This window comes from Vibrio pomeroyi, assembly GCF_024347595.1.
GTDB lineage: Bacteria > Pseudomonadota > Gammaproteobacteria > Enterobacterales > Vibrionaceae > Vibrio > Vibrio pomeroyi.
Window position 1 is genome coordinate 1,000,948 of the sequence record NZ_AP025507.1, and the last position, 14,336, is coordinate 1,015,283.

At 44.5% G+C, this 14,336-nt stretch carries 13 protein-coding genes; 5 read left to right on the forward strand and 8 right to left on the reverse strand.

The annotated features are described in order from the left end of the window. Nucleotides 1-70: 70 nt before the first annotated feature. Together moeB and moeA are read right to left on the reverse strand one after the other, a co-directional pair. Nucleotides 71-820, reverse strand: a complete 750-nt coding sequence (gene moeB, locus OCV12_RS20535) for a molybdopterin-synthase adenylyltransferase MoeB (RefSeq protein ID WP_261887104.1) — start codon at nucleotides 818-820, stop codon at nucleotides 71-73. Between the two features lie 12 nt (nucleotides 821-832). Then, nucleotides 833-2,068, reverse strand: coding sequence for a molybdopterin molybdotransferase MoeA (moeA, locus tag OCV12_RS20540; protein ID WP_261887105.1), 1,236 nt, complete (start codon nucleotides 2,066-2,068; stop codon nucleotides 833-835). Between the two features lie 215 nt (nucleotides 2,069-2,283). Between moeA and folE the strand changes: the two genes are divergently transcribed. Further along, entirely contained in the window at nucleotides 2,284-2,937 is a 654-nt protein-coding gene (gene folE, locus OCV12_RS20545) for a GTP cyclohydrolase I FolE (protein ID WP_004737232.1), read from the forward strand. Nucleotides 2,938-3,088: 151 nt separating this feature from the next. Then, nucleotides 3,089-4,102, forward strand: a complete 1,014-nt coding sequence (locus tag OCV12_RS20550; RefSeq protein WP_261884832.1) for an IS110 family RNA-guided transposase — start codon at nucleotides 3,089-3,091, stop codon at nucleotides 4,100-4,102. Between the two features lie 549 nt (nucleotides 4,103-4,651). On the opposite strand, the gene OCV12_RS20555 is transcribed toward OCV12_RS20550, so the two are convergent. The 4 genes from OCV12_RS20555 to OCV12_RS20570 form a co-directional block, all read right to left on the reverse strand. Further along, nucleotides 4,652-5,251, reverse strand: a complete 600-nt coding sequence (locus tag OCV12_RS20555; RefSeq protein ID WP_261887106.1) for a hypothetical protein — start codon at nucleotides 5,249-5,251, stop codon at nucleotides 4,652-4,654. After that, complete coding sequence (locus tag OCV12_RS20560; RefSeq protein ID WP_239849303.1) at nucleotides 5,244-5,783, reverse strand: YaeQ family protein; 540 nt, start codon at nucleotides 5,781-5,783, stop codon at nucleotides 5,244-5,246. The genes OCV12_RS20555 and OCV12_RS20560 overlap by 8 nt, the downstream gene beginning before the upstream one ends. A gap of 117 nt (nucleotides 5,784-5,900) precedes the next feature. Beyond that, nucleotides 5,901-6,110, reverse strand: a complete 210-nt coding sequence (locus tag OCV12_RS20565; RefSeq protein ID WP_010430417.1) for a cold-shock protein — start codon at nucleotides 6,108-6,110, stop codon at nucleotides 5,901-5,903. A gap of 449 nt (nucleotides 6,111-6,559) precedes the next feature. Further along, the gene (locus OCV12_RS20570; RefSeq protein WP_261887107.1) at nucleotides 6,560-7,651 is read right to left on the reverse strand and encodes a PQQ-dependent sugar dehydrogenase; all 1,092 of its coding nucleotides are present in this window, start codon (nucleotides 7,649-7,651) and stop codon (nucleotides 6,560-6,562) included. A gap of 278 nt (nucleotides 7,652-7,929) precedes the next feature. Between OCV12_RS20570 and OCV12_RS20575 the strand changes: the two genes are divergently transcribed. After that, complete coding sequence (locus OCV12_RS20575; protein ID WP_261887108.1) at nucleotides 7,930-9,123, forward strand: multidrug effflux MFS transporter; 1,194 nt, start codon at nucleotides 7,930-7,932, stop codon at nucleotides 9,121-9,123. A gap of 106 nt (nucleotides 9,124-9,229) precedes the next feature. Here OCV12_RS20575 and OCV12_RS20580 read toward each other — a convergent pair whose 3' ends face one another. Together OCV12_RS20580 and OCV12_RS20585 are read right to left on the reverse strand one after the other, a co-directional pair. Then, nucleotides 9,230-10,015, reverse strand: a complete 786-nt coding sequence (locus tag OCV12_RS20580) for an ABC transporter ATP-binding protein (RefSeq protein ID WP_261887109.1) — start codon at nucleotides 10,013-10,015, stop codon at nucleotides 9,230-9,232. 75 nt (nucleotides 10,016-10,090) lie between these two features. Beyond that, the gene (locus OCV12_RS20585) at nucleotides 10,091-10,849 is read right to left on the reverse strand and encodes a siderophore ferric iron reductase (protein WP_261887110.1); all 759 of its coding nucleotides are present in this window, start codon (nucleotides 10,847-10,849) and stop codon (nucleotides 10,091-10,093) included. A gap of 219 nt (nucleotides 10,850-11,068) precedes the next feature. Here OCV12_RS20585 and OCV12_RS20590 point away from each other — a divergent pair, with 219 nt between their 5' ends. Both OCV12_RS20590 and OCV12_RS20595 read left to right on the forward strand, forming a co-directional pair. Continuing rightward, entirely contained in the window at nucleotides 11,069-11,977 is a 909-nt protein-coding gene (locus OCV12_RS20590; RefSeq protein WP_261885970.1) for an AraC family transcriptional regulator, read from the forward strand. Between the two features lie 204 nt (nucleotides 11,978-12,181). After that, on the forward strand, nucleotides 12,182-14,305 hold the full coding sequence (locus OCV12_RS20595) for a TonB-dependent siderophore receptor (RefSeq protein ID WP_261885971.1): 2,124 nt from the start codon (nucleotides 12,182-12,184) through the stop codon (nucleotides 14,303-14,305). Nucleotides 14,306-14,336: the final 31 nt, after the last annotated feature.

Below are 14,336 nucleotides of genomic sequence, written 5' to 3' on the forward strand. Positions count from 1 at the left end.
CTTCAGACATAAAAAAGCCCTGACTCATCGTCAAGGCTTAGGTTCTAGGTAAGACGGGATATGGTTTAGTCTATCCACACACCGAACAGTTAGGCATTTTCATCAAATTCATCTCACGCCAACTGTGTGACATGGCATCGAGAATCAGAAGTTTGCCTTGTTTCGGTTGTCCGAATTTAGCAATCACCTTAATGGCTTCTAGAGCTTGAGCTGCGCCCACCATACCAACCACTGGCGCCATCACTCCGGCTTCAACACAGCTTAGAGCTGCATTGCCGAACAGAGCGCTTAAGCATTGGTAACACGGTGCATTTTCATCTTGATAAGTGAATACGCTAATCTGACCTTCCATGCGAATCGCAGCGCCAGAAACCAGTGGCGTTTTTGATGCGTAACACAAGCGGTTCAATTGATTGCGCGTTTCGACATTGTCGCTGGCATCAAGCACTAACGAATGCGCTTCAATGAGCTTCGCCAGTGTCTCGTCATCAAGCCTGTGATCGACGGTCTCAACTTTTAGGTGTGGGTTTAACACTGCTAAGGATTCGGCGGCTGAAACGACTTTCTTCTTACCAATATCCGCATCGGTGTGAAGGACTTGTCGCTGTAAGTTTGAAAGCTCAACAACATCATCATCGATTAGCGTTAGCTTACCAATGCCTGCTGTCGCAAGATATTGGGCAGAAGCGCAGCCCAAGCCGCCAGCCCCTAAAACCAGTATCGAGCTTTGTTTCAGCGCTTCTTGGCCCTCAAAATCAAACTGTTTAAGGATGATCTGGCGGTTGTAGCGAAGCATCTCTGCGTCAGAAAGTATTTCCATCAGCAAGCCTCGTTAGTAAAGCGTAGAGTTAAACAGTTGAATTTGAACTGTTTCGCCGGCTTCTACACGGCCACGTTCACGCTCTAGTACCACAAAGCAGTTCGCTAGGCTCATTGAGCGAAAAGCACCTGAACTTTGGTTACCTGTTGTTTCAACCACAAACTGACCGTTTTCAATCGAATAGATGCCACGTTGGTAATCAGTACGGCCTGGGCCTTTCTTGAATGCCGACTTAGTCGTCGCTGGAATAGATTCTGGCGCTGTCCACGCAGTGTGACCGGCAAGTTTAGCCAGCATAGGTTGAACCAACACGTACATCGTCATCATTGCAGACACTGGGTTACCCGGAAGGCCACAGAACCAAGCGTTGTCTAATTCACCAAATGCAAATGGTTTACCCGGTTTGATTGCTAGTTTCCAAAAGCCGATTTCGCCAAGCTCTTCAAGAATGTCTTTGGTGTAATCCGCTTCGCCGACACTTACGCCACCAGAAGTGACGACTACGTCTGCTAATTCTTGCGCTTTTACAAAGGTTTCTTTAAGCGTTGCAGGGCAATCAGGAATAATGCCTAGATCAATCGCTTCACAACCGAATGCTTCGATCAGCGGTTTAATGCCGTAGCGGTTGCTGTCGTAGATTTGACCATCTTCAAGCGGTTGACCTAACGGTTTTAGCTCATCGCCAGTAGAGAAGAAAGCGACTTTAGGCTTGTGTGCAACAGTCACATGGCTCACACCAAGTGAGGCGATCATTGGAATGTCGCGAGGTGTTAAACGTTCGCCACGGCTAAGAACGATGTCACCTTGTTTGATGTCGTCACCCGTAGGGCGAATGTTGTTGTTCAATTTGATGTCATCTTGCTGAATCTCAATACCCGCATCGGTTTCACGAGTATTTTCTTGCATGATGACGGCATCACAACCTTCTGGGATTTTTGCACCAGTCATAATGCGAATACAGGTATTGCTTGGCCATTCGCCCTCAAATGGCTGACCCGCAAAAGACTTACCTGCTAATGGCAGGACTTTACCATTCTCTAGGTCCGCTAAACGCAGCGCGTAACCGTCCATTGCTGAGTTATCAAAAGGAGGCACAAAAATAGGGGAGAGTATGTCTTCAGCAAGAACGTAGCCTAATGCATCCGCCAATGGCAGAGTTAGAGTCGTTTGAATAGGTTTGATTGGTGACAGCAGCTTATCTAGTGCTTCTTCAATTGGCATTAAGCCCGGAGCGTCGCAACAGCCCATAATTGAAATCCTTTGATCGTTATTGTTTTGATTTTGTGGTTGGCAATGGTGGTTGAAGAATGAACAGAGCACGCTTTTCGCCAACGAAATTCTAGCCACTCTAGCACAGTTTAAGCCCCGTAAATAATGACCTCCCTTAAAATATGGGTGTATTTATTCAAAATTCCGAGTATCCTTGTTTGCCATCCAGAAGGGGTAATAAAAGAGGAAGTTCAATGTCAGGTCTTAGCGAATCAGCGAAGTTGGTTAAAGATGCGCTAGCAAGCCGTGGTTTAGAGACACCAATGAGTCCAAACCAGGTGAGCCGAGAAGAGAAAAAGGAACGAATCGAACACCATATGCGTGAGATTCTCACTCTACTCGAACTTGATCTTACGGACGATAGTCTGGAAGAAACACCACACCGCATTGCCAAAATGTATGTGGATGAGATTTTTTCTGGTTTGGATTACGCTAATTTCCCTAAAATTACCGTAATTGAAAACAAGATGGGCGTTCGCGAAATGGTACGTGTGAAAGACATTACCGTGACCAGTACTTGTGAGCACCACCTAGTGACGATTGATGGTAAGACAGCTGTCGCTTATATCCCTCGTGGTAAAATCATTGGCCTGTCTAAGATCAATCGTATCGTGCGCTTCTTTGCACAGCGTCCACAAGTTCAAGAGCGTATGACTCAGCAGATCCTTGTCGCTCTGCAAACCTTGCTTGAAACAGAAGATGTTGCTGTAACCATGGATGCGGTTCATTACTGCGTGAAATCACGCGGCGTAATGGACGCAACCAGCGAAACAACAACGACAGCACTGGGCGGTATTTTCAAATCTAACCCTGCGACTCGTCACGAGTTCTTACACGGCCTGCGTTAATCGCCTTGTGATGTGATAAGTACGATTTAGTTAGCATCAGTAAATCGACAACCAAGATTCTAAGCCTCGCACTCGCGGGGCTTAATTATATGGTCCGCCTCACTCTCAAGCCCTTAAGCTTAGAGTAGGCTCTCAGAATGAGGTGAACCATATGTCTTCTATTCATATTTTAGGTATCGACCTAGGTAAACATTGCTTCCATGCTATCGCACATAACCGTTGTGGAGTGGAGGTGCTTCGTCGTAAATTTAATCGTAACCAACTCTTAATCTTTCTTAGTAAAATAGAACCAACAACTATTGCTTTCGAAGCCTGTGGCGGTGCTCATTGGCTTGCTCGAAAGTGTAGTGAGTTTGGTCATCAACCCCGACTTATTCCTCCTCAGTATGTAAAGCCTTATGTCAAAGGCAATAAAAACGATTTCATCGATGCTTCAGCGATCGCAGAGGCTGCGGGTCGACCGACCATGAGGTTTGTAGCTGTAAAAAGTGAAGAGGCTCAAGTCATCGCAGCGATTCATCGAGTCAGAGATAGTTATATCAAGGAGAGAACTGCCACTATGTCGCGGATCGGCGCGATCTTACTTGAGTTCGGCCTTAGCTTTCCCAAAGGGCATGCAAAGATGAAGTCTCTGTTTCAATGGTTAGCTGAACAAACCGTCTCATTACCAAAAAGCTTGCTATGTGAATTGATATCTATCCACGAACATTACAAGTACCTTAATGAACAAATCAAAACTCAAGATAACAAGCTTCAAACTATTGTTAATAACAATGAAAGTGCTCAATTATTAAAAACTATCCCTGGAATTGGCGATCTTACCTCCACATTGTGTATAGCCGATGTAAGCTCTCCGAATAACTTTACCAATGGCCGTGAGATGGCGGCTTGGTTGGGGCTTGTGCCAAGGCAATTCTCAACGGGAGGAAAGACCAAACTACTTGGTATGAGTAAACGAGGGAATAAACACCTCAGAACTCTGTTTGTCCATGGGGCAAGGGCTGTACTCTCTAGACTAGAGACGACAGGGAAAGTGTTCGGAGAGTGGCTTGCGAACCTACGAGCCACCAAACCATTTAATGTAGTGGTAGTCGCATTAGCCAACAAGCTAGTGAGGATAGCTTGGGCGGTGTTATACCACCGCCAAGCTTTTAAGGCTGTTTAGCTATAACCAAGTTTGCAACGCCAATGAACGTGATGACAAAAACGGTCAATCGGCCAGATTAAGAACCTGACACAAAAAATAGCAATCAATGCTTTGGGCTTTTTAAGGATAATCTGGCGCGGATATCATCGTGGAGCTGGGAAGCTAGTGCTCCCAACAAGGACTCCGAATACATTAGCGCAAACCAACTCCGTTATTACTTAATTGTAGTTGCAATAACGGGGCGGACCATACATTTTTGTGCCTGTAATGTGAGTTTTCAGGATCGTGGATAGGAGATCCCCGACTCAGTCGTTCCTCCTTCTCGAGGATGACGGTGAAATAGGGGGATTTGATTAAAGGGTGCTTCACATAAGCTGTTGTCGGTTTGTCTCTTTCTGGGTGAACCGACAGCTGAAGTAAAGTAACACGGCTCCGTCATTCCCTAAAGCGAGGCACGAGCGTAATAGGGAATCTGAGGCTCAGATATGATGGTTGAGGCGGTGGTTGGAAGTAGATGCGCTCTACACAGTGTAAAGCGCAAATTTGATACAGCAGCTGGTGGAATGCTTAAGAAAGGTTAAACAAACGCTTGAAGCGATGAACCAGTCCAGATGGCTTATTCTCTGCTTGGTAGATGTTCAAGCCATCATAAAAACTCGCCATGAACTCAACACGGATTTCGTCATCAGTGCTTCTTGATAAGCGAGACAGAAGTTTGGCAGTGGCTGCAGCGTGATCATTGGCTAGGCTGTAATCCATTCCAAGTCGACCTTGAATGAACAACCATAAATGCGTTACTAACTTTAACTGCTGAGAGTTTGAGTTTTGAAACTTGTCGCCGTGCTCATTGCCTACCGTATTATCGAAGACACTTTGCATCGCTTCGCTAGCATCTTTATTGCTCTCAAAACGATAGCTTGCGTCAATATGTTCTTTGGTCAACAGGCCAAGCAGTGTCTGACGTGCTGAGTTATCAGGCTTATTCTCACAAGCGTGTTTAAACAGGGCATGATTTTCGTCGATAAAAGACGCTAGCTCTTTCTCAAAATCTGTCGCAATCGCAGTTACTGAGTCTAAACCAGACTCTTTCAAACAAGCGTAGAGTTTAGTTTTGGCTTGCTGGTTCGCTTCAAGTTTCTGCTGACTATTAGTTGGTAGCTCAGTCATTACTCTGTAGCTCTTCCCACGTTACTTCAGCTGATTGCGTGTCGCTATTTACGAACGCCGAGTTACCCGTCAGCATTACTGAAAGATCCATTGTGCGCTGCGTCATTGCGGCTAATTGCTCGATACCTTCGTTGTCTAGACGAACGATTTGAGCTTTTAGGTAACCGAATTTGCCTTTGTTCTGTTCCCACCAAACATTTGACTTAGTGTTGAAGCTGAATACGCGCACAGATTTAGATAGACGAGTCGCTTTCTTAACACGTTCTGGATCCGGTTCGCCCACATCAACCCATTCTAAGATCTGGTCATCTAAAGACTTCTGCCATAAATCTGGTTCTTCAATGCTAGACAACCCTTTAGTGAACTCAAGTTCAGGAGATGCATTGATACAAAAAGCCATGATACGAGCCATCATTCGCTGTTCTGTTTCAGAGGGATGTTGTGCAACCGTTAGATTAAAAGAGTCGTAATAGTCGCGATTCATATCGGTTAAAGAGATACGAAACTTGTAGATTGTCGGTTTAAGAGCCATTGAGGAGGTGTCTTAGGTAGAAATAGTGAAGGGGAATATTACCTTAAATCTCTGAATAGCGGGTAAAAAAATAGCCAGCATAGGCTAGCTATTTTTAGAAAGCTTTAAAATACTAAATTAAAGTACTTTGATGCTGTCAGCTTGTGGGCCTTTTTGACCTTGAGATACTACGAACTCAACTTTTTGGCCTTCAGCAAGAGTTTTGAAACCGTCGCCTGTGATAGCAGAGAAGTGTGCGAATACGTCTGGGCCGTTTTCTTGTTGAATGAAGCCGAAGCCTTTAGTTTCGTTGAACCACTTTACTGTACCAGTAACTGTGTTAGACATGATGATATCCTAAAATTAAATTTTTATTTTGAGCCAATTGTGGCACTGATAGCGCGGAAAAGTTTATTGCTATTGCGTACAACACAACGGGGTTACTAGTAATCCAACGAAATGTTTATATACAAAGAACTTTCTTTCTAGCCGGAAACGAGTCTAAATCAAATCAGGGGATAGTCAATCGAATACATAGGGAAAGGTTGCAGAAACTTGGGGGTAGTCAAACTTTGCATTCCTTAAATATCATGGAGTTACAGTTGTATGGTGATTTCTTGTCGTTTTTGTGAAAAACATAGGTACGTTTGATGACAAAATTAGAGTCGTTGCACTGTTTTGGCACATTTTATTTTGCAGTGAGTGAGCCGTTAATTGGACTTTTAGCCCAGCTTTAACGGCTTTTATTTATAAACTGCGTTGGCAGTATCGTGTCTCGAATTTTAAAGAGGATCAGGTTATTTTTTCAGTCGGTAAAGGTTGCCGTTGTCAGTACTAAAATAGATGTCACCGTTTGGTGAGGTTTCGATGTCTCTAATCCTTTCCCCTAAGTCTTCTAGAATGCGCTCTTCTTTTATTGCCTCACCTTGCTCGTTGACTGTGACGATATTGATGTGGGTAAGTTTGAGTGCCCCTGCCAACAGTTTACCTTGCAGTTCTGGGTACTTTTCGCCTTGGTAGACGATCAAACTGCCCGGTGCGATCGAGGGAATGTATACCTTTTTAGGCGCTTCGATTCCTTCTTTGGTTTCCGAATCACCGACGCTGATAGGGCCCCAATACTCTTTGCCGTGCGAAGTCACTGGCCACCCGTAGTTGGCTCCGGCTTTTATTAGGTTGATTTCATCACCGCCACGGGGACCGTGTTCAATAGACCAAAGCTTTTGACTTGGAAAGTCATAGATAAGCCCTTGTGGGTTGCGGTGACCGAAACTCCAAATCTCATTGAGAATCTGGTCGTTATCTGTGAAAGGGTTGTCGCTTGGTGTGCTTCCATCGGCATTTAATCGCAATATCGAACCAGCATGGGTTAAGGTGTTTTGACCGTTGTCTCGGTCACCACGATCACCAATGGAAAAGTACAGGTGACTATCGTCAAAGGTAATGCGACTGCCAAAGTGACGACCTGTGTCGGTTCTCGACTTAGAAACAAACACATCTTGCCAATTGGTTACTTCATCATCTTTGTATGTAACAGAAGCGAGTGTGGTTATGCCTTCGCCATCGACGTCTTTACTGTAGGTAACATAGAACTTGTCTTCTTCAAAAGGGGATAGCGTGATATCCAGCAGACCACCTTGTCCTTTTGCCCATACATTGGGTAGCCTGAACAGTGTATTTTGCTCTCCCGACTTCAGATCAATGTGTTTAATGACGCCTGCTTTTTCTGTGAGAAGCATAGAGTTGTCATCGACATAAGCTAGGCCCCATGGGATTACGAGACCGTCTGTGATCTTCTCAGCTTGCCATGCAAACACTGGGGTTGAAGCGATGACGCCTGATGCGATGATTGCAAGTGCAGAAGAACGAATACGATGAGATGTGTTCATTGAAGTCCCTTGATTGTCATGACGTTGTATTAGTTTAGCTTGCGCTCGGAAAGTAGATAGCTAAGGTAACTAGGGCAAGTGAAAAGTCACTATTCACATATTTAGTTCAGTCAGTATTGTATGATTATACAAGCTCACGTATGTTTACCCTGCCAAACTCTAATTGATTCCTTTCGGAGCACCATGAATACCACACCTGCAACATGCTCACTACTTTACGCACCTTCATGTTGTCAGGTTGATGACCCAAGTCTCTTTTTAACCCCGCGTGCTGCATCATGAGTCGTCGATTCGATTTTAAGTCGATTTTACTGGCGTGTTTGGTCATCAGTATTGGCCAACTCAGCATGGGTTTGGTGTTTCCTTCTTTACCTTGGATCGCCAAAGATTTTGATGTCTCACTAGAGCAAGCTCAGCTTCTGGTGAGTGTGTATTTGTTAGGTTTTGGTCCGTCTCAGTTTATCTATGGCCCAATTTCAGACGCTTTAGGACGTAAAAAGGTCCTGTTGAGTGGCTTGTTGCTCGCCATGCTTGGCCTGTTGATGATCATCTTTTTCAGTCATTCATTTACCAGCATGGTGTTGGGTCGATTCCTGCAAGGTTTAGGAACAGGCTGTTGTGCCGTGCTTGCTCGCGCTTCAACACGAGATAGATTCAGCGGAGCTGACTTACCCTTGGCGATGTCCTATATCGCAATGGTTGCGTCTATCACTCCTCTGATTGCGCCTGTTATCGGTGGCTTTATCAACTTCCACTTTGGCTGGAGTATGGTATTCATCTCGCTACTTGGGTATGTATCATTGGCTTGGGTGGTATTGGCGTTCAAATTCAAAGAAACCGTTACTCAGTTTTCTGTGATTCCTTCACCGAAGAAAATGGCATTGCAATATAAAGAATTGCTCACCTCTCGCTACTTTATGAGCTTTGCGAGCATTGGTTGGCTTAACTTTAGTTTGATGATCACCACCGTGTCGGTGATGCCATTTATCATGCAGAACCAAATTGGCATGACGTCTGACGAATACGCTATGTGGGCGGTAATTCCTGCGTTGGGCATGCTTGGTGGGACAAGCTTGTGTAACCGTATTCGTCCAATATTAGGCAATAAGAAAACACTGTTGTGCACGCCTGTGTTACACATCTCTGCTGCGTTGTGGCTTTTCTTCTGTCCTCTTGAACCTTTGTATCTCATGATTGGCCAGTTTCTGATGATACTCGGTAATGGTATTGCACTGCCTTGTGCTCAGGCTTTAGTGATGCTGCCATACAAGAAAAATGCAGGCGCGGCGGCTGCGATGTCGGGCGGTGGTCAGATGGTCGTGTCTTCGATTGTCAGTATGGGACTGGTTAAGCTTGGATTAGGAGAGGCGTGGCATTTATCACTGGTCGTTGCGTTATTCACTGCGATTACTCTGTTTAATATTCTACGTGGCTTTAGTAGCCAAGAAGCCAGAGATTCTCAGCTTAGCTAGAGAATTAAAGTTAGTTAGTGAATCTGAACTGAAAAGGCCATTGAAATGATGAATTTCAATGGCCTTTTTAATGTTCAGCGTTTGGGTTTAACTGTCAGAATATAAGCTATTCGCAGACCACCGCGACTTTCTCGCTTGCGGCTGTTTTAGCTGGAACCGGATGGTCGATCAGTCGAATAGGGGACTCATACAGTGCAGATAATGCCTGTTCATCAAGTAACTTATCGGCGCTGCCTTCAAATGCTATCTGACCTTTCTTTAGAGCAACAATGTGTGTTGCGTAGCGCAGTGCAAGGTTCAAGTCGTGCAGAATCACGATAACGCCAACGTCTTCCTTTTTGTTCAGTTCAGACAGTAAACCCATTAGTTGGAATTGGTGATGAACATCCAGTGCTGATGTTGGCTCATCGAGGATCAACACAGGAGACTGTTGTGCAAGCAACATCGATACCCACGCACGTTGGCGTTCACCGCCGGATAAATCGTCCGCTAACGCCTGTGAAAACTCAGCAACGCCTGTTCTCTCCATCGCTTGTTGGATGATGGATTTGTCTTCAGAGTTCCAACGACCTAACGCACCTCGCCAAGGAAAACGCCCTAAACGAACCAGTTCTTCCACCGTTAAGCCAGCAGAAGCAGGGAGCTTTTGTGGCAAATACGCAATCTTCTTGGCTAAGTCTTTGCTTTTTAATGAAGAGAGAGATGCATTGTCTAATTCAACAGTACCGAAGTCTGGTGACATCTGTCCTGAAAGCAAGTTCACCAATGTCGATTTACCAGAGCCATTGTGACCAAGAACCACGGTAAGCTCATTCGTTGGAATGGAAAGCTCGTCAATTGAGAGAATGGTTCGCTCATCACGAACGATTTTGATGTTTGAAAGCTGAAACATGTCAGTCCTGTTTTTAGACCAATAAAGTTGCTCAATAAAAGCCACTTTACTGGTCTCTAAAAATAGATGGTGATATTACGCAGTTTTTTTATTGTCAGGGTGCCTAGGGCAATCGTCACAATACTTTCTAGAGTCGCATTTGTAGACTAGGCAGCAGCTGACTCTAATCAGTTTAAGCATCCCAGAATCGGCATCGACCTTGAGGCTGTCTAAGTGACTTTCAGGCAGCTGGCATGCGTCTAACCAAAGCTTCGCTTGTGCAGTGATGTAGTCGTTGGTCAGGCTCGGTTCATGTTGCTGCAATTTGATCAGACTGCCTAATAGTAGATCCGCCAATAAATGGTTAGTAAAACCAGGGCGGATGCGTGTCCATTCACTGATTTGGCTGCGATAAAACTCAGTAAGTGCAAGTATGGCTTCGCCCGCTTTAGGTATCAATTCCTCAGGTGAGCCGTGTTCATGATCACCATTAAAGAAGCGATATCCTGTGACGAACTCTTTGTACCTAAACTGACCGATATTCTTAATATCAGGCAGCGAGTGAAGGCCGTAGATAGAAACGAAGGTCACATAGATGGGCTGCCAGCAGACGAGATCCCAAGTCCGGGTCAACCAATAAGCTTTACCTGCTTCTGTGTGATTTTCCGCTAAGCCGTCGTAAATACGTTTGATCTCGATATGGCTCTTATCATTCGTCATTGCGATGCTTCTGCTGCTCAGAGAACCATAACTGCCGCTTAGATAAGGCGTGACTTGTTTAGAGTAAGCGAAGATTTTTTGGTGTAGAGAAGGGGCTCTCCGACGAGTGATGATGTTGTGCAGCTGGGAAAGCATCTTAAACCATTAAATGAGAATCAGTTTCGTTATCATAGCGAACCTTATCGAGGATAACCATACAAAATGGAGCATATCCGCGGAGAACTCGTTATATAAGATATCTATAAATTGAGCATGCCTTAGTCATTTTTAAGTGATAAAAGTCGCTTTAAATGATAAAAAGTATTTCTGAATCTAATATGTTGTTGCCACTACCGAGAGTTTGAAAGCTTGACTATGAACACACCTGCATTTGACCGTATTAGCCGCGTATTGGCTTATATCCATGCGAACCTTAGCTCGACACTATCGCTAGAAGATATTGCGAAACAGAGCTGTTGGTCTCGCTGGCAGCTGCAAAGAGTGTTTCAAGCTGAAACGGGACTGACCGTGGCAAACTACGTGAGAGAGTTAAAGCTAAGCCAAGCGGCTGAAGAACTGTTGGACAGCAAAGAGCGAGTGATCGATATCGCGCTTGAACTCGGATTCAATTCAGAAATTAGTTTTAGTCGTTCTTTTAAGCAGATGTTTGGTTCCAGCCCTAGTCAGTATAGAAAAGCGGGTAAAAGAGCAGGGCTTAGAAAACCGATACAAGTATCTGAAACGGTGAGCGCTGCAGATAACGGTCCACTCAGTTTTGTTGAGGTACGCATTGATGAAAGAGAGTCATTTCTTGTTAAAGGTATTACCTCAGAAATAAGCGGCTTATTTTCTCTGACACAAGATTTTGCAGAGAAAGTCCCTCAATTGTGGTCGCGCTTGGAAGGCGAAGTGAGCCTACCAGACGATAATGCCCTTCAGTTTATTGGTGTTATTGACCTTACCCAATCTTGCTTTGATGGTACCAATATTCATTATTGGGCCGGAGTAGAGCTTAATGACGAGATTTCAATTCCTCAATTGCCGAGCATTATCTCCAATAAGTTAGACGTATTAACCATTCCAAAGCAAACCTATGCCGTGGTTAAACATTGTGGTCCGATTGAGAACCTTAGACACACTCTGAGTTGGTTTGTATTGAATTGGCTGCCGAGTTCTGGTTATCGAGGTGTTGATGGTTATGAGCTTGAAGTATACCCATTAGCCTATCAAGCACGTGCCACAGATGCTGTCATGGAATACTGGGTTCCTATTACTAAATCCTAACCATACCTTCGTTCCACCCTTTCGTTAAACCTCATCTAAAATAGGGTCAATTGTTCTTTTAATCAGCAATTGACCTAATTTCATTGAAAATAGGCCAAGTTCTTTGTGAGTTTGCACCAAATTGTTAATTATCCCATTCATAGATACATACAATGCAAATGAGATTTATTATTATTTATATTAAGCATTGGTACCGAGGGAATCATGACCACTCACACTCGTTTTAAGTATTCATCACTTGCAGTAGCGTTGCTCACTGCATTTTCAGCGCAAGCCTTGGCGGAAGAGACCGTAACAGCAGCAGATTCGAATGTAGAAACTGTTACGATTATGGGTAAGGCCTATCGTAATACCGCGACTAAGTCGGCACTTGAGCCAGAAGAAACGCCTCAAGGTATTACCGTTATTGATGAAGAACAGTTAGAGCAACGAGGTGTTCAATCTTTGAATCAAGCCCTTCGTTATGCACCGGGTGTTGTAACTGAAAACCGCGGTAGTTCCGTAGCAATGTTTGATTCTTACTCTATCCGTGGCTTTGCTACCAATAACGTTAACTACTACGACGGTCTGTCACTTCAATTCTTGAATGGTTGGAACCTACAACCGCAGATTGATCCGATTGCAATGCAGCAAGTAGAGATCTTCAAAGGGCCTACCTCTGTGCTTTATGGCGCAATGCCACCGGGCGGTATGGTGAACATGATTGCTAAAGCTCCGCAAACGGAATCGTCGACTAAAGTGGGCGTAGCAACAGGCTCTCGTAATCTACAAGAAGCGTCTATTGATACCACAGGTCAGTTTGGCGACAGTGATTTTTCTTACCGTTTGATCGCACTTGCTCGCAAGCAAGACAGCCAAGTTGATAATGCAGAAGAAGAGCGTTACTTAATTGCTCCTTCTGTAGACTGGCAAGCAACCGATAACACATTAATCAACTTCAATCTGTACTACCAGAATGATCCTTCAATGGGCATCAACTCGGCAATGCCACTCGATGTGCTGAAAGCAAGCGATCCATCTGTTTCTATGGGTGACAAGAACTGGAGTAAATTCGAACGTGAAGTGTTGATGGTTGGCTATAAGATTAACCATGACTTCAATAACAATTGGACGTTCTTACAGAATGCTCGCTATACCGACGCATCTCTATATCAAGAGAACACTTACCATGTGAGCTACGATCCAAGTACGCCTAACCAGCTAGACCGTTACTTGTACTCTACTGATGAGAGCTTTAAAGGGTTTGTTATTGATAACCAATTGAGCGGTATCGTTAATGTTGGTTCAGTAGAACACAACTTATTGCTTGGTTTAGATTACCAAGACCTAGATGGCAATGTTAACTACTCGTCGTACAGTGCGAATGGTAGTGGTTTCAATAGCTTTGACCCATTGAACCCGAACAATGATCTACTAGACCGTAGTGATGTGACTAAGACGGGTGAATATCTAGATGACACGACGTCAAGTCAGCTGGGTTTCTACGTTCAAGACCAAGTTCGTCTGGACGCATTAGTACTGATTGCGGGTGCGCGATTTGATCACTACAAATCTGAGAGTGATTACTACGCTCATGAATCTGATCACAAGCAGTTCACTTACCGTTTAGGTGGCTTGTATCAGTTTGATAATGGATTAGCGCCATTCGCAAGTTACGCGACGAGCTTCGAACCAGCTCCGGGTGTTGATAAAGCGGGCAATGAGTTTGATCCAGAGAACGCACAACAAGCAGAGATTGGTGTGAAATACCTGTCTGACGATATGTCGAAAGAAGCAACGGTTTCTTTATTCCATATTGTTAAGCAAGACATGTTGATGACAGACCCGACAAACGTTTATGGTCCAAGAATCCAAGTCGGTGAAGTGGTATCGCAAGGTGCAGAACTGTCTGGACGTTGGTTTGCGACAGAAAACTTCGATATTGCGGCTTCATACACGTATGTCGATATGGAAATTACCGAAGACTCTAGCAACGGTTTAGAAGGTACGACGCCAATCTATGTTCCTGAACACACAGCTAACATGTGGGCTAACTACAACGTATTTAACGGCATGCTAGCAGGCTCTCGATTCAGTGCAGGTGCTCGTTACGTTGGTGAAATGCAAATGGACGCAAGCAATACTCAAGGTAAAGTTCCGTCTTACACGGTTGTTGATTTGTCGGTGGGTTATGATTTGGGTGCAGCAAGCGATACGCTATCTGGCGCAACAGCGAACCTAGCGGTGAACAATATTTTCAACGAAGAATATTACGCGTGTTACGACCAATCGAACTGTTGGTTCGGTGCTGAGCAGTCTGTAGAGCTAAGCGTAAACTATGAATTCTAACTAAGTTAGCATTCCCAATTCTAAAGCAGCC

What these genes read in the sequence shown, in the direction of transcription:
- moeB (WP_261887104.1), bottom strand. Translation starts at nt 820, where the DNA reads ATGGAAATACTTTCTGACGCAGAGATGCTTCGCTACAACCGCCAGATC.
- moeA (WP_261887105.1), bottom strand. Translation starts at nt 2,068, where the DNA reads ATGGGCTGTTGCGACGCTCCGGGCTTAATGCCAATTGAAGAAGCACTA.
- folE (WP_004737232.1), top strand. Translation starts at nt 2,284, where the DNA reads ATGTCAGGTCTTAGCGAATCAGCGAAGTTGGTTAAAGATGCGCTAGCA.
- OCV12_RS20550 (WP_261884832.1), top strand. Translation starts at nt 3,089, where the DNA reads ATGTCTTCTATTCATATTTTAGGTATCGACCTAGGTAAACATTGCTTC.
- OCV12_RS20555 (WP_261887106.1), bottom strand. Translation starts at nt 5,251, where the DNA reads ATGACTGAGCTACCAACTAATAGTCAGCAGAAACTTGAAGCGAACCAG.
- OCV12_RS20560 (WP_239849303.1), bottom strand. Translation starts at nt 5,783, where the DNA reads ATGGCTCTTAAACCGACAATCTACAAGTTTCGTATCTCTTTAACCGAT.
- OCV12_RS20565 (WP_010430417.1), bottom strand. Translation starts at nt 6,110, where the DNA reads ATGTCTAACACAGTTACTGGTACAGTAAAGTGGTTCAACGAAACTAAA.
- OCV12_RS20570 (WP_261887107.1), bottom strand. Translation starts at nt 7,651, where the DNA reads ATGAACACATCTCATCGTATTCGTTCTTCTGCACTTGCAATCATCGCA.
- OCV12_RS20575 (WP_261887108.1), top strand. Translation starts at nt 7,930, where the DNA reads ATGAGTCGTCGATTCGATTTTAAGTCGATTTTACTGGCGTGTTTGGTC.
- OCV12_RS20580 (WP_261887109.1), bottom strand. Translation starts at nt 10,015, where the DNA reads ATGTTTCAGCTTTCAAACATCAAAATCGTTCGTGATGAGCGAACCATT.
- OCV12_RS20585 (WP_261887110.1), bottom strand. Translation starts at nt 10,849, where the DNA reads ATGCTTTCCCAGCTGCACAACATCATCACTCGTCGGAGAGCCCCTTCT.
- OCV12_RS20590 (WP_261885970.1), top strand. Translation starts at nt 11,069, where the DNA reads ATGAACACACCTGCATTTGACCGTATTAGCCGCGTATTGGCTTATATC.
- OCV12_RS20595 (WP_261885971.1), top strand. Translation starts at nt 12,182, where the DNA reads ATGACCACTCACACTCGTTTTAAGTATTCATCACTTGCAGTAGCGTTG.